The sequence below is a fragment of the Paenibacillus sp. GCM10027630 genome, assembly GCF_042676305.1.
Lineage (GTDB): Bacteria > Bacillota > Bacilli > Paenibacillales > NBRC-103111 > Paenibacillus_S.
This window is the reverse complement of the sequence record NZ_JBHTGY010000013.1, coordinates 1-15,467: the sequence shown is the minus strand read 5'-3', so window position 1 is coordinate 15,467 and position 15,467 is coordinate 1. Positions and strand designations below refer to the sequence as shown.

The window sequence follows — 15,467 nt, the reverse complement described above, 5'->3', positions numbered from 1 at the left end:
ACCATGCAGAGGTGAAGGTGAAGCCATGATAGAGACGAAAGCGCAAGTGGAACAATGGATGGGAACCTTCGCGGCAGTGAAGGAGCAGATCGGCAAGGTCATTGTCGGTCAGCAGGAGGTAGTCGAGCAAATTCTTTGGTGCATTTTTACCGGAGGACATGCGCTGCTGGAAGGAATCCCGGGACTTGGCAAAACGATGCTGGTCCGTACTATTGCCGATACGCTTGACCTCCATTTTTCCCGTATCCAATTTACTCCTGATTTAATGCCTGCGGATATTACCGGAACCAACATCATTCAGTTTGGCACCAAGGGAGAGACCTCCTATCAATTCCAATCAGGCCCTATCTTTGGCAATCTGATTTTGGCCGATGAGATTAATCGTGCCACACCTAAGACACAAAGCGCTTTGCTTGAAGCTATGCAGGAGAAGACGGTGACAATCGGCACCACAACGCATCAGCTTCCTCGTCCTTTCTTTGTATTGGCAACGCAAAATCCGCTGGAGAACGAAGGCACCTATCCGCTGCCGGAAGCTCAGCTGGATCGTTTTTTATTGAAGATCAACGTCACTTTCCCGACGAGAGAAGAGCTTAAGGAAATTATTATCCGGACTACATCAGCTTACGAAACCACAGTTGATACAGCAGCGAACGGTGCTTTATTGGAAGAAATCCAGCGTGGTGCGAAGGATATTCTGGTAGCCGACGATGTATTGGATTACGCTTTGCAGCTGCTTATGATGACCCATGCTGCTGAAGCCCAAGCGCCGGAGTCGGTTCGGAAATACGTTCGGTATGGCTCCGGTCCACGTGGTTTGCAAGCTATTATCTCTGTCAGCAAGGTGCGCGCATTGAGCATGGGGAGGCTGCATGTTTCCGTGAACGATATTCAAAAGGTTGCCGTACCTGCGCTGCGCCACCGGATTTTCCTGAATTTCGAGGGTCAAGCCATGGGCGTATCTACGGATACGCTTGTTCAAGATATTATTGCTTCCTTGGAGAGAAGCCGATGAACGAGTCGGGTTTGCTGCTGGATTCCAATCTGATGCTGCGTCTGGATGCTTTGCAGCTTTCCACCAAGAGCCGGGTTCGCGGTACGATGCAGGGCAAACGAAGGTCGCAACAGCTCGGCTCCTCGCAGGAGTTTGCAGATTACCGCTTATACACCCCGGGCGATGATACACGCCAGTTTGACTGGAATGTGTTCGGGCGAACCGGCAAGCCCTTTATTAAGCAGTTCATGGATGAGCAGGAGCTGCAGGTGAACTTGTATATCGACTGCTCACAGTCTATGGATTTCGGCGATGGTGCAGCGAACAAATTTTTATATGCCCGTCAGTTGGCTGCTTGCATAGGGTATATCGCGCTTGCCGGCTATGACCGAGTCAGCACACGGCTGTTCAGCGACCAGATCGATCGGCAGCTGCCTATGCTGCGGGGCAAGGGATCGATGCACCGGCTTGTGCAGTTTTTGGAGCAGGCAGCTGTCGAGTCGTCAGGTGACATGGCAGCCGCCATGATGCAGCCTGCCCAGCTTCCCAGGCAGCCAGGTGTGACATGGCTGTTTTCTGATTTTTTATATGAATCAGGGGTCGAGGAGTCGCTCTCCTATCTGCTTGCCGCCCGTCAGGAGGTTGTAGTTGTGCAGGTGCTCTCCCTGAAGGAGATGCATCCTGATTTAGCCGGTGACCTGCGACTCATCGATAGTGAATCTCTCTCGGGCAAGGAGGTCGCGGTTACCGGCCGAATCATCAAGGCCTACCAGGAGGCGGTTGGGCAGTACACGCGAGGTCTGCAGCGCTTTTGCCATGAACGTAATATGACTTACGTCTTAACGGTAACGGATACGCCTCTCCTGGATACGGTTCAACGTGCTTTTCGGCAGAGCGGTGTGTTGCTGTAGCGAATTTGGACATAAAAGTAAGAGGTGACAACCATGCAATTCCAGTCGCTCCTCAGCCTGTGGTTCGGGTTGACGCTGCCTGTGATCGTTCTTATGTATATTTTAAAACGCAAATATATCGACACCATCGTGCCCAGCCATCTGCTGTGGAATCGAGTGCTTCGCAATCTGGAGGCAAATACCCCTTGGCAAAAGCTGCGCAACAATTTACTGCTTCTTCTCCAGCTGCTGATCGCTGCTTTACTGGTGTTAGCTTTGATGCAGCCTTTTATATGGAGCTCCGGAGGGGCCAAAAACCATGTTGTGGTCGTGCTTGACCGCTCTTTTAGCATGGAGACATTAACCTCAGCCAAGGGTGAGAACGGACAGCTGCTTAGCAGGCTGGAGCAGGCGAAGCAGGACATAGCTCAGCTTGTGAAAAAGGACGCCTCCAGCAGCGCAATCACATTGATTACGATGGGAGGCGAGCCGGATGTGCTCGTATCTCGTGAGATAAAGAGGGATGCCATTCAGGCTGCACTAAATGAAGTAACTCCATATTATGGGAAAACAGCCTATAAAGAGACCCTATCTTTAGCAGCAGCGCTCACTCAGGATGATAAGGATTCAGAAATCCGCGTGTATACAGACGGTCAATGGACGGATTCGATAGCTGGGCTGTCCTTTCGTGTTCCGGTAAAGGTGATACGTGCTGGACAAGCGGGGGAAAGCGTTGAAAATGTGCGTGTTGTTCAGTTCGGCGTCAAGCCTTCAGGTGTAATGGGTACATCGGCAATTTCAAATGGCTCGCCTGGTACAGAGGGCTCGCCTACATCGACAAGCACAAACGGTTCAACTGGAGGAGCATCAAATGCAAGTACATCAAGCGCTAATGGCGTAGAACTGATCCATGCTGTGGCTATGCTGAAAAACGAAGGATCAAACAAGCAGGAGTTCGATATTGAGCTTTATAGCGGCAGCAGCTTAGGGGATGTCCGTCATGAATCCTTGCAGCCCGGGGAGCAGAAAACCTTCTACTTCGACAAGCTTCAATCAGCCGATTATTACAAGCTGACGGTTAATATAAAGGATGCGTTGGCGGCTGATAATCAAGCTTTCGCCTTTTTACCGGGGGAGCGGACCAAAAAGGTGCTGCTTGTGACGGAAGGCAACGTTTTTCTGGAGAAGGCGCTTCAGCTATCACACGCGGAAGTGACCAAGGTGCAGACAGGCGGGGCTGGACCCTTAACACCGCCTCGCAGCGGGGTTGATCTGGTCGTACTTGATTCGGTGAAGGCGGCGGACATTGCTGATAAAGCATGGCAGGAGCTGCTGGAGCAAAAGCCGGTTTGGTATATTCACACACCGTCACAAATGGCAGAAGTGAATGCGCCTGCGGCTGAGTATCAGATTATTGATCATCCTGTAACCCAGTATATCCGGCTGCAGGATACGCATATTGCCAAGCTTCAGAAGCAGGAAGCTGTCTCTTGGGGAAAAGCTGTTATCTCACTGGGATCACAGCCTATCGTCTACGCAGGATCAGATAAAGGACAGCCCAGGCTGCTGTTTGCATTTGACCTGCATCAATCGGATCTGCCGCTGCGCTCAGAGTTCCCTGTATTGGTGCAGAACGCCGTTGAATGGCTCGGCAGCCGCCAAGCTGTCAGCTTAGGCAGAGCTGTTGCCGGAGAGCGCATAGACATTCCGCTCTCCGGCAAGACGGCCTCAGCGGAGTGGCTGCCGCTCGATATCGTCGGCGATCCGCAGCCGGTTATTGCGGCTGAGAAGGCGGAAGGCGCCGTAACGAGCAGTCAGACCGTGCCGAACCGGCCGGGGCTGTATCAATTTGTGGAGCATACGGCTGCGGGAGCTGGGGCAGGCAGCAACTCGACTGAGCGCAAAACTTATCTTGAGGTCACGGCTGATCCGAGGGAAACGGCTGTTATGCCCCAGCAGGAACCTGTTTTGGCTGCACAGGGCTCCGCGGCTGCAAATGGGGGCATACAAACACAGCCTCAGACTAATGACGGGTCCAATGATGCAAGCGGTCAGTCCACACAGCCTTCATCAGCTGGAGACGAAGTTGGCAGCCAAGGCAAAGCATCCGATGCCGGTACCAATGCCAATAACGGACAATCACTCTACTCGTTGGTCCGTTGGGCTGTGCTGCTGGTAACAATCCTGATGCTTGTGGAATGGGGGGTGTACCGGCGTGGGACTTCAATTTAAAGAGCCGTGGTTTCTGCTGCTGTTGCTCCCGCTGATTGGATTTGCCATATGGATGTGGCGAACCAAGCTGCAGCTGCTCGGCACACGCAAAGCGTTAGCTGTCGGCTTGCGGACGACGATTTTGTTGCTGTTGATTTTATCGCTTAGCGGTATTCAATGGTTTGCGACTCTGGAACAGAAGGCTGTCTATTATGTGATCGACCGCTCGGACAGCATGCAGACAAGCAAAGCTTACGAGCAGTGGCTGAAGGCATCCGCGGATGCCAAAGCAAAGGACGATCAGATCGGCGTCATTTCTACAGGCTTGGATGCAATTGTGGAGCGGAGTCTGACTTCCCAAAGCCTGAACGAGTTCAGTTTTACGGGCCAAGTCAACAGGCAGTTCAGCAACCTGGCTCAAGGGCTGCAGTTGGCTGGCTCCATGCTGCCTGATCTGTCCACACCGCGGGTCGTGCTGCTGACGGACGGCAATGAGAATGTCGGAGACCTGCTGAGGCAGGGAAAGCTGCTGAAGGACAAAGGAATTCCGGTAGATGTTCTGCCTTTACCTAAATCCGCGAAAAAAGACGTTTCTATCGATAGCCTAAAGCTGCCTGAGAAGCTGTACCAAGGCGAGAAATATACATTGGAAATTGCGATTGCCAGCACTTTTGCCGGTTCGGGAGAGCTGCGGATTTATGAAGAAAATCAGGAAATATCGAAGCAATCGGTCACGCTTGAGCGGGGGGATAACCGGTTTGTTTTGCAGAGTCTTGCGAAGGAAGCAGGATTTCACCGTTACCGTGCTGAGCTGTATTTTGCCGAGGATGAGCAGGCAGAGAACAATATAGGGTATGCCTTTAGCAGGGTGACGGGACCGCCCAAAGTACTTGTTGTTGAAGGTGTGACGGGCAGCTCCGGCAACATTGAGTCCGTATTGAAGTCGAGCTTTATCGGCTATGAGGTTATTCCACCGGAAATGCTTTCGCGCGAGATGGCCAATTATGCCGGTTATGACAGCATTATTTTAAACAACGTATCCGCAACCAGGATTTCAGGACCACAAATGGAAATGATCGAAACGGCTGTCAGCAGCTACGGGATAGGGCTAATGATGCTGGGTGGGGAAGACAGCTACGGCATGGGAGGTTATTTTAAAACACCGATTGAAAAAGCGCTCCCGGTCTACATGGATTTACAGGGCAAAAGGGAGATCCCCTCGCTTGGTCTGATTCTTGTGATTGATCGTTCCGGAAGTATGGCAGGTGGCAAGCTGGAGCTTGCGAAGGAAGCGGCGATGCGCACGGTGGAGCTGATGCGGGAGAAGGATAGCGTTGGTGTTGTGGCGTTCGATTCGACGCCGTGGTGGGTTGTCGAGCCGCAAAAGCTGACCGATCGCAAGAAGGTGCTGGAGCAGATCCAATCCATTCAACCTGCCGGAGGCACGGAAATTTATACCGCGGTAGACGAAGCTTATCAGCGGATGCTGAAGGTGGAGGCGCAGCGCAAACATATTATTCTGCTGACGGACGGCCAATCAGCCACGAATCAAAGCTATGAGCAGCTAACGGCAAACATGCTGAAAAATAATATGACCCTGTCATCGGTTGCCGTAGGCGAAGGGTCGGATGTGCAGCTGCTGGAGTCCATTGCGAAGATGGCCAAAGGGCGGTTCTACTATACGAACGACCAATCGACTTTGCCGGCGATATTTAGCCGCGAGGCTGTCATGATGGCGAGGACCTATATTGTAGACCAACCTTTTGTACCGGCTTTGGGACAGACTGGGGAGTGGAAGGGACTGTTCGGAGACGGTGTGCCGAAGATAAATGCTTATGTAGCAGTGACCCCGAAGGAAACGGCTGAGGTAGCTCTTATGAGCCCTGAACCGGACCCGCTGCTTGCCAGATGGCAATACGGCTCGGGAAGAAGCGTTGCTTGGACCAGTGATATTACCGGAAAGTGGTCAGCCGATTGGATTGCATGGGAACGTTTCTCCAATGTATTCAGTCAAATTATCAAGTGGACATTTCCGCAGTTTCAAGCGTCTCCGTTTACTCTCTCCTCCCATTTGAACGGTAACGAGGCAACGCTGGACATTAAGAGCAGTTTGTCCGGCATTCAAGGCGATGTTCAGGCATCGATAACGGATGACACGCTGGGGAAGACTGAGCTTTCTTTGTCTCCAACGGCTCCTGGTGAATATGAATCGAAGCTGGCTGTGCAGAAGCCGGGAGTGTATTTAGCGAAAATTGATCTGAAGGATGCATCCGATAAGGAAAAAAGCTTAGGCAGCTTCACCACCGGATTCGTTATTCCTTATTCACCGGAGTATAAGATCAATCCGGTTGATCCTGCAGGCAAGCTGAAGCAGCTGGCGGAGCTGACGGGAGGGAGACTGCTTTCCCTGGAACGGCCGGAGGAGGTCTTTCAAGGAGAAGTGAAGCCTAAGCGGCAGTCGCATGACATGTCGATGCCGCTGCTGATTGTCGCGCTTCTCCTCTGGCTGCTCGACATCGCGGTGCGCCGGCTGTCGATCCCTTGGGAGCGCGTGGCCGTCCTGTGGACGGCGCGCTCCCGCCGCCGGCTCCAGCCCGAGCCGGCGGCTGCCGCAGCCGGGCTCGAGCGGCTGCAGCAGCGCAAGCGCCTCGCCGGGCTCGCTCGCCCGGCAAGGGCCGCGAGCAGCGACGGGGCGACGCTGCTCGAACGCGGCGCATCGGCCGAGGCCGCCGATGCTGCAGCTCGCGCCAGCGCGCCCGCAGGTGCTGGCGGAGCAGCGCCGATGCCGCCAAGCGCGGCATCGAATGCGCCTCCGCGCGCGGCCAGCGGCCCGCAAGCGCAGGCTCCGGCGCCTGGCGAGCAGACGATGAACCGTCTGCTCGCCGCCAAAAACCGCAAGCGGAGGTAAGCCGCTTGTCCCGCCGCTCCTTTCCTTCCTTGCAGATTACTGTATAATGTCTTAGAGACAGTTTGTTTTGGCAAAGAGGGTTAAGGTCGAGAGAGGAATGATAGCATGAGTGAAATAACAATTACTGCTTTTAGCGTGGAACAGGTTAAGGATCCTTTTAAAATTTTAACTGGGGAGCGCTATGAGTTTATACTGGATATTGAAGTGCCTGAGGATGATGAGCTGTACTCTGAAAGCGGGTTGTATATAAGGGTTATTTACCGTGTGGAGGAAGGTCTCAGTGGAATTCTAAGATACGAGATTTACGAGAGAAATACGGCCAAGTATTTGGATTTCGACTTGGAAGAAGATGAAGAAGCTTTACTAAGCGCATTTTGTAAGGATAATTTGCCTGAATAATTCCCTAATGAGGTTCACCGGATAACATCTGGTGAACCTCTATTTATTTTCTTCCTTGAGAGTTGTTGGAAATTAAGCTTTTTGGTGCAACCTTAGAAAACTATGTAATTTCCACACTAATGGGCGTACATTGATAGCCGTTACAGACACTTTCCTCACATGGACATGCGGAAATAGCTATAATGACATCCATTTCGGCCCTTAATGTAATATAGTCACCGGCAGCGGACAGGGGGGCTTCGATTTGAATATCTCCACTTCCGTCAATCACCGTGTTCATGAAAATATTAAACGGATAATGCTGATCCGGCTGCGGGATACCGAACTCGGAAAGAGCGGTATTCAAATTATGATAACAGCTCCGGTGATTAGGCTTATTATATAAAAACTCATACATTTCAGGGCGGCAAGCGGAATTAATAAAATCATGTTTACCAACGGTGTCCTCCAGAAGAGTGAGCATCGGTGTATACGAATTAGAATATAAAATGTCGCCTGGCTTGATATTCATAGTACGCAGCGCATCCATGGTCACACTAGGGTCCAATCGTTCCTTGGAATCACTTTCCCGATATGCGACCAAATCAGCCACCTGCTGACCGTTTACGTCAATCACTTTCAGGATTTGTCCTTTTTCCAGCTTAAAGCTGCGCCCTTCCTTAGAAGGAATAAGCAATTCATGAACGGTTTGCTGTTGAGTCATGATACCCCTCCTATTGCTGATCATCCTAACAGTTTATTTTGGCTAACCCTAGGTGAACTTATCCAGATGGCTTACTTGCCTCGGTGAATAATTTAGCCGAAAACAATGAATTATATGGGAGTAGTAAAACATTAGAGGGGAATGATTAGACCGCATGCAAACTTCCTATTCAAATCAAGTTCCTACAGGTCAAATGCCTTCCATGATGAATCATGGTGGTCATGAAATGTTTGATTCTCATGAAATTTTATCAAGCTTCATTAGTTTGTTGGATCAATACGTCATGTTCGAGCAATTTATACAAGACGAGGAGTTGAAGCAGATTCTTTATCGGCAACATCGGTTTATTACCGATTTGTACAACATTACAGTTGACGCTTTCTCCACAGGCAGAGACCCGTCACATCCTACACATTCGTATAAGATGAACCAAAACAATCAAGTGATCTACGGAATGCAGCAAACAGCACCCAAGAAACCGATGATGTCTATTCAAGAAATCAATGGACAGGGGATTTCCGCTTACATGCTGGGGCTTATTAAATCAACAGCTTCCCTGCTTGCGATGACCTCATTAGAAATTACGAATCCTGTGCTTCGGCGAATGATGGCAGATAGTGTGCCTAATTTTATTGAAATGGGCTACGAACTGTTTTTGTATCAAAATAAAAGACATTATTACCAGGTTCCTCAGCTGGCTCAACAGGATATGCAGCAGATGCGGAACAGCTATGCTCCTTCGCCATATCTCGTATAACTCTGAACTTCTTATACTCGGGGAACCTTACAAGAAAATTTGTAAGGTTCTTCAAGTTTTGGAGTAATTGGATACGAGGAGGGAGAAGCATGAAAACACATCAAGGACATCTCCAATGGTGGCATTTATCGTTGCTTGGTGTAGCGTGTACCATTGGGACCGGTTTTTTCTTAGGTTCAAGTATTGCCATACATAAAAGCGGCTTTGGCGTGATGGTCTTGTTTGTACTTGCGGTATTAGGCAGTTATTTTGTTTTTGAAGCTCTAGCTGCAATGACGGCTGCTCAGCCGGAGAAGGGTTCATTTCGTACCTATGCCAAACAAGTCTATGGTCAGTGGGCCGGATTCAGCAGCGGCTGGCTCTACTGGACTTCCGAAATGCTAATTTCAGGCAGCTCGCTAACAGCGCTCTCCATTTTCTCGCAATTTTGGTTTCCGCAAGTTTCTCTCTGGATATTTACCTCCATCTATGCCGCGCTTGGCCTTACGGTCATCATTCTGGGAACCAAGGGCTTGGAGAAAACAGAGGATATCCTGTCCATTATCAAAGTGGCCGCTATTGTCATGTTTATTTTAGTTGCTCTGGCTATTTGGCTGGGTTGGTTCGATGGGGGACTATCGAGAACGGGGCCTTCGATAAGCCTTTTCAAGTTTTTATCTCCTGATTGGAGAGGAATGTGGACGGGCCTCATCTATGTATTTTTTGCTTTTGGAGGAATTGAAGTGATGGGGTTGATGGCAGCTGATTTAAGTAAGCCTAAGGAAGTGACGAAGTCCGGCAAGCTGATGCTTGCTCTAGTAGCCTTTCTTTATATTGCATCAATCGGATTGCTGCTCGTTCTTGTCCCCTTGGACCAGCTGAAGCAAGAGGAAAGTCCGTTTGTCTTAGGCTTGAGAAGCTTAGGCTTACCTGCCCTTGAGCATGTGTTCAATGCCGTTCTTATTATAGCCGGGTTTTCTACAATGGTTGCGTCTCAATATGCGGTAACGTTAATGCTGGTTACACTTGCAGAGGATGGGGATGCCCCCAATTGCTTTTCCATCAAAATAGGGAAGCGCCAAACCCCTTATCCTGCCTTGGGATTAACTTTAGTGGGAATAGTTATATCCATCCTATTAGTTGCATGGTTACCAAAACATATATTCGAGCATATCGCAACTGCGGCCGGATTAGTGCTCTTGTATACCTGGTCCATCATATTGCTCTCAGCCCCCAAAGTGGTGAAGCTATCCATTGGAGCTAAAATAAAAGGATTTATCGCTCTCGTATTAATCGGTGCGGCTGTCTCGGGAACATGGCTGGAAGCGTCGAGCAGACCTGGATTTGGAGTGAGTCTGCTCCTGGTTGTGATTATAGCTGCGGTGACCTGGTTTATGAGAGCAAGATGGAGGAGCACGCTTTAGAAGTGTAATTTTTTAATAGCTTGCTTCATTCTAGTGAAGGGACACTTGGAGGGAATGTGATTATCATCATGCAGGAAATATTGCTGCCATTCCAGGTTATCCTCCTGACCATACCCTTTCAAGGAAGGATGCGCGGGTATTCCATCGTATTTGGCCAAACGGCTTCTGATAGCCTTTTTTAATTTGTGACTGATTGATTTGGACTTATTAAGCTCCTCAAACACCCATCGTGGCTGAAAAGCGAGCATAAAATAAGGGAAATGTCTGCTCTTGCGAATGGCATGGGCGGGTGTCGTACAAAAGGCGAAATAAGCATTCCCATCAAAGCAAAATTCCCAAGAATGATGGGAGGGATCCGTCGAAATCTCCTTCGGCCACTCTTTTTCGTCGTATTGGCTTAACTGACTAAGCAGCGACCAGAATAATTCCTCGTAATTTTGAATCGAATAATTAGTGGATAAAGCTGAGGGCGTATTGAAAAATATGACCAGTGAAGCATATTTGCCAGTCGCTCTAGAGCATTGGCCGTATTGCTTCAATAAGGAAGCGAGAGCTTGAGGAGAGGTGTGCGATCTGGGATCTCCGACAAAGCCGAATCGCAGATGATCGGATATAAAGCCTTGTCTCCCGGGGATACAGGGGTATTCATTATGAGTATCGGTAATCATCGCCTGGAATTGCTGAAATGCATCCTGCTGCCAATTCGCGAGCTCAAATAATCGCTCATCCAACCAGCTTTTTGTGTACAGCTCAGACATGTGATAGATCCTCCTTCATCAGTTCGTGATACTGTATGAAGAGGAGGAGTACTAGGTGAATGTCCTTGTTTCTATATTATTCTGAATATAAGCGTGTATTGGGCTTGGGAAATTATATTAATTTTGTATATTTATAAAGGCTCAACCTCAAAATCAGTGCTTGACCCTTCTCCGACCATCACTCCGCATAAAATCCTGCGAATATGCAGTTATTTTCTACTGAAATTTGCGGGTGAGAGGAATAAACTGCAAAAATACAGCAATTTTCATGTGTTTCGGACCGGTATTAGCTAAGAATGGAAAAAGATGTACATTTGCATGAATTCAAGAATACTACGATTATCCGACTAAAAGGATGTATAATTGCAGGTTTTTGGGTAGGCAACGGCTTCGAATCGAATGATATCTTGTGCTTGCTGCCATTGTCGTTCTTAGGGTCATATCTGATTGTATAGGTCTTTGGATGTAGTTTTTATGTCTGGATGAGGTTTGATCGACCGCCATGCAATGCCGAAACGCGAATCCGTGATTTTCAATATTTGGTAACTATTTACAATTCGAATTGTCCTTATATGTTAAATATTTATAAAATTTGTCGAATATACAGCTTTTTTGTTGAACAAACAGTCGAAAATAGAGTAAATTTATGCTTAAGATGTATATTTGTTTAGTCTTTGTTTAGTGCAAAGTCTTTATAATGGCTGTAAGACTGCTCCTGCTGCTTGAATGACTGAAGGATATCAGCGCCTTTTTGAAGCACAGAAATCATAGGTCTTAAGTACCGTGTTATCTTGGCTGCAAAAATTTCATTCCGTGGCAATCCAAAGGAGGATTCGTAATTTGCCGAATAATGCAAGTAGAGGAAAGGAAAGAGCTTCTGATGGTACATGGAAGCCCTTGTTTTGGTGTGCTTTGATAAACACCGGGAGCTAATACATATTTATTGGAGGTAAACATGTTTAGAAATGAGAGAGTTAAGCTTGCAGCAATTGTCCTTATATTATGTATGATATCAACCTTATTTGGTGATTTTAAGGTCGCTTCTGCGGCCACTACCAATATATTAAAGAAAGCCTACATTACAAGCTTTAATACCGGCAAGGTTGATGTGGTAGATCTGGAAAACGGTACGGTGGAGTTGGGTAAAATTACGGTGGGGGCTCAACCCAACAGTGCAGCGTTCAACCCGAATGGTACTCAGGTTTTTGTAACCAATCGGTCCAGCGGCACTGTATCGGTTATAGATCCGGTTACCGATACGGTGATCCGTACAATAACGGTGGGTGCAGAACCTCACGGGGTAGCTTTTAACTCAGATGGCAGCAAAGCTTATGTAGCTAACAGGGTTAGCAACACTCTCTCTGTAATCAATACTGCAACGCTTGCTGTTACTGGTACAATAACTGTATCAGCAAACCCTATAGCAATGGTAACAGTAGGCCAGAAGCTGTTTCTGACACAGCAAACCGCCAGCAAAGTAGCAGTCATTGATCTTACAAACGATACCGTTTCTAGTCAAATTACGGTAGGTAATGGACCGTATGGTCTTTCGGTCAATCCCAATGGTACCAAGATTTATGTAGCCAATCAGTCAGGAAATTCAGTTTCAGTAATCAAAGTCGCAGACAACACTGTGGAAGCAACTATAACAGTCGGCTCATACCCTTCCGCTACTGAAGTCTCTCCCGACGGGAGCCGGGTTTATGTGGCGAATACCTTTTCTAACACTGTTTCTGTTATCAATACTACTAATAATACAGTGGTAAGTACCATCAATGTTGGCGCTAACCCCTACGTTATTGGTATATCTGCAGATGGCACACGAGCCTTTACGGTCAATTATAGCAGCAGCAATATGAGCGTGATCAGAACTTCCGATAACACGGTACTTCAGCCAATAGCTTTAAGCCCTGGTCCCTTTATGGTGGGTACCTTTATGGTTTCTACGGCTGTGGCCACTAACCCGGTTCAACAGCAAGTGGTTGCTCCAACAGCGAGCCCAGCCTCCGGTGTGGTGGCAGCAGGCACGACAGTAGTCTTATCCACGCCGACCCCGGATGCGAAGATTTACTACACGATTGACGGAACCACGCCGACCGTCGGCAGTACGTTATATAGTACGCCAATCAGCGTGATGAGCACGACAACGATTAAGGCAATTGCTGTGAAATCAGGAATGACCGATAGCGCGATAATGAGCGAAAGCTACACGGTTAATATAAATACCCCTCCAACAATAAGCAGCATTGTATATCAAAGCGTTAAAGTAAACGGAATCCTTGGCCCCCTGGCATTCACCGTATCCGATGCGGAAACGAGTGCAGGAAACTTGACTGTTACAGCAGCTACGTACAATTCAACACTCATACCACTGGGAAATATTAGTTTGGGTGGCAGCGGCGAGAATCGTACGATAACTCTTACACCGGCCCAAGGCCAAACGGGAACAACGTCTATTTGGTTGACTGTAACCGATGCTAACGGTTTATCGGCAAGTACAGGATTTCAGGTTACGGTAGTGGCATCAAGCAACGCAGACTTAAAAGCAATGGCAATAAGTGCAGGAAGCTTAAATCCAGCGTTTGTATCTAATACAACCGCGTATACGGCAACTGTGCCCAACAGTACGCGCAGCTTGACAGTTACTGGANACACAATCAACGTGAACCGGTTACCTTCTAGCAACGCAGACTTAAAAGCAATGACAATAAGTGCAGGAAGCTTGGATCCAGCGTTCGCGTCCAATACAACCGTGTATGCAGCAACTGTGCCCAACAGTACGCACAGCTTGACAGTCACTGGAACCGTGTACGACCCGGCAGCAACTATTCGTGTCAATGGTGTTGTGATGGCAGGTGGAGCGGCTTCGTCGGAGCTTCCACTGAATATTGGAACTAACGTGGTAACAGTTGGAGTTACTGCACAGGATGGCACGACATCAAAAACATACACAATTAACGTAAATCGGTTACCTCAACATTCGACAACATCGAGTGGCGGGAGTTCGGTATCTCAGTCGAACGGTGTGCAAATTGTTGTAGATGGTGTCGTACAAGATCAATCAGCTACAGCAAAGAATGACAAAATAGGGGATCAAAGTGTAACAATCATTTCCGTGGACAATGACAAAGTGATCGCTCAACTGGAGAAAGAAGCGAATAAGCTGCTGTCGATTCCGGTTACAGGTAACGCAGATGTAGTTATCGGTGAATTGAACGGCAAGCTGGTGAAAGCAATGGAAGGCAAACAGGCTGTGATTGAGGTCAAAACAGATCGTGCAACCTACACACTTCCGGCCTCGCAAATTAATGTCAGCAGTATTTCCGCTCAGTTGGGCAGTAATGTAAAGCTGGAAGATATCAAGATCAGTATTAAAATAGGTTCGTCTCTGCCGACGATAGCTGCAACTATAGAAAAATCAGCTGCCGGTGGAAGTATGACACTAGTGGGTAAGCCTATTGATTTTGAGGTTACAGCGACATGGGAGGGTAAATCGGTAACGGTTAACCAATTTCAGAGCTATGTTGAACGTCAGATTGCTCTACCGGCTGGAACCGGTGCTTCCCAGGCAACAACAGCTGTTGTACTGAATGCAGATGGAACTCTAACCCATGTGCCAACCAAGTTGGTGACGATCGATGGCAAAACGATTGCGGTCATTAACAGCTTAACCAACAGCAGTTACGCAGTGGTATTTAGTCCCAAAAAATTTGCAGATGTAGAAACTAGCTGGAGTCAACAAGACGTGAATGATATGGCGTCCAGACAAATTGTTCAGGGTGTAACCGATCAATCTTTCCAACCGGACAAAGCGATCACTCGTGCAGAGTTTGTAGCTATTATGGTTAGAGCTCTTGGTTTGAAGCCGGGTGTAGGGGACAATGTTCCAAAGGATATTCAAGCATCCGATTGGTTTGCTGGTGTCGTACAAACGGGCGTGTCTTACAAATTAATCAGCGGTTATGAGGATGGGGCCTTCCGTCCTAACCTGACGATTACGAGAAAAGAAGCGGCGGCTATCGTTGCACGTGCATTGACTCTTGTCAAGCTGAACAATGGATTGTCTGAAGAAGAAGCAACTAAGCAATTGGAATTTTTTACAGATGGCTCCAAGATTCCAGCCTGGGCTAAAAAAGATCTTGCAGTTGCTGTGAAGAATAATATTTTGCAAGGTGATAACGGACAAATTTCCGCAGACGATAATGTTACACGTGCTCAAACGGCAGCGATGCTAAGAAGATTGCTGCAGCAGGCAAATTTGATTAATAAGTAGGTTTATCCATACGGTAAGAAGAAAAAAGGACCATTGCCAACTGGCAATGGTCCTTTTTGACAGATAAGCGTACTATGTCAATAAGCTTTAAACTGACTTTTGAGTAACTCAAACACACCTAACCTTAAAAATTTTTAAAAATTAGTTAGCAACTGACGAAGAGTAGTGGAC

At 48.1% G+C, this 15,467-nt stretch carries 10 protein-coding genes; 8 read left to right on the top strand and 2 right to left on the bottom strand.

Annotation, left to right across the window (positions count from 1 at the left end):
- Positions 1 to 25 precede the first annotated feature (25 nt).
- The 5 genes from ACFQ0C_RS07230 to ACFQ0C_RS07210 all read left to right on the top strand — a co-directional run bounded on the left by ACFQ0C_RS07230 (position 26) and on the right by ACFQ0C_RS07210 (position 7,402).
- The gene (locus tag ACFQ0C_RS07230) at positions 26 to 1,015 is read left to right on the top strand and encodes an AAA family ATPase (RefSeq protein WP_379365373.1); all 990 of its coding nucleotides are present in this window, start codon (positions 26 to 28) and stop codon (positions 1,013 to 1,015) included.
- Positions 1,012 to 1,905 carry a DUF58 domain-containing protein gene (locus tag ACFQ0C_RS07225; RefSeq protein WP_379365371.1) on the top strand — a complete coding sequence of 298 codons (894 nt, stop codon included), beginning with the start codon at positions 1,012 to 1,014 and terminating at the stop codon, positions 1,903 to 1,905. The genes ACFQ0C_RS07230 and ACFQ0C_RS07225 overlap by 4 nt, the downstream gene beginning before the upstream one ends.
- 33 nt (positions 1,906 to 1,938) lie before the next feature.
- Positions 1,939 to 4,116 carry a vWA domain-containing protein gene (locus ACFQ0C_RS07220; RefSeq protein WP_379365369.1) on the top strand — a complete coding sequence of 726 codons (2,178 nt, stop codon included), beginning with the start codon at positions 1,939 to 1,941 and terminating at the stop codon, positions 4,114 to 4,116.
- Complete coding sequence (locus tag ACFQ0C_RS07215) at positions 4,100 to 7,003, top strand: VWA domain-containing protein (protein ID WP_379365367.1); 2,904 nt, start codon at positions 4,100 to 4,102, stop codon at positions 7,001 to 7,003. The genes ACFQ0C_RS07220 and ACFQ0C_RS07215 overlap by 17 nt, the downstream gene beginning before the upstream one ends.
- A gap of 105 nt (positions 7,004 to 7,108) precedes the next feature.
- The gene (locus tag ACFQ0C_RS07210; RefSeq protein ID WP_258217027.1) at positions 7,109 to 7,402 is read left to right on the top strand and encodes a DUF6509 family protein; all 294 of its coding nucleotides are present in this window, start codon (positions 7,109 to 7,111) and stop codon (positions 7,400 to 7,402) included.
- 100 nt (positions 7,403 to 7,502) lie between these two features.
- On the opposite strand, the gene ACFQ0C_RS07205 is transcribed toward ACFQ0C_RS07210, so the two are convergent.
- Positions 7,503 to 8,105, bottom strand: a complete 603-nt coding sequence (locus tag ACFQ0C_RS07205) for a DUF1989 domain-containing protein (protein WP_379365365.1) — start codon at positions 8,103 to 8,105, stop codon at positions 7,503 to 7,505.
- Positions 8,106 to 8,259: 154 nt separating this feature from the next.
- Here ACFQ0C_RS07205 and ACFQ0C_RS07200 point away from each other — a divergent pair, with 154 nt between their 5' ends.
- Positions 8,260 to 8,862, top strand: coding sequence for a spore coat protein (locus tag ACFQ0C_RS07200; protein WP_379365363.1), 603 nt, complete (start codon positions 8,260 to 8,262; stop codon positions 8,860 to 8,862).
- 89 nt (positions 8,863 to 8,951) lie between these two features.
- Positions 8,952 to 10,265, top strand: coding sequence for an amino acid permease (locus tag ACFQ0C_RS07195; RefSeq protein WP_379365361.1), 1,314 nt, complete (start codon positions 8,952 to 8,954; stop codon positions 10,263 to 10,265).
- Here the strand turns inward: ACFQ0C_RS07195 and ACFQ0C_RS07190 are convergent.
- Positions 10,262 to 11,023 carry a YqcI/YcgG family protein gene (locus ACFQ0C_RS07190; protein WP_379365359.1) on the bottom strand — a complete coding sequence of 254 codons (762 nt, stop codon included), beginning with the start codon at positions 11,021 to 11,023 and terminating at the stop codon, positions 10,262 to 10,264. The genes ACFQ0C_RS07195 and ACFQ0C_RS07190 overlap by 4 nt on opposite strands.
- Before the next feature lie 955 nt (positions 11,024 to 11,978).
- Here ACFQ0C_RS07190 and ACFQ0C_RS07185 point away from each other — a divergent pair.
- Complete coding sequence (locus ACFQ0C_RS07185; protein ID WP_379365358.1) at positions 11,979 to 15,296, top strand: S-layer homology domain-containing protein; 3,318 nt, start codon at positions 11,979 to 11,981, stop codon at positions 15,294 to 15,296.
- Positions 15,297 to 15,467 lie beyond the last annotated feature (171 nt).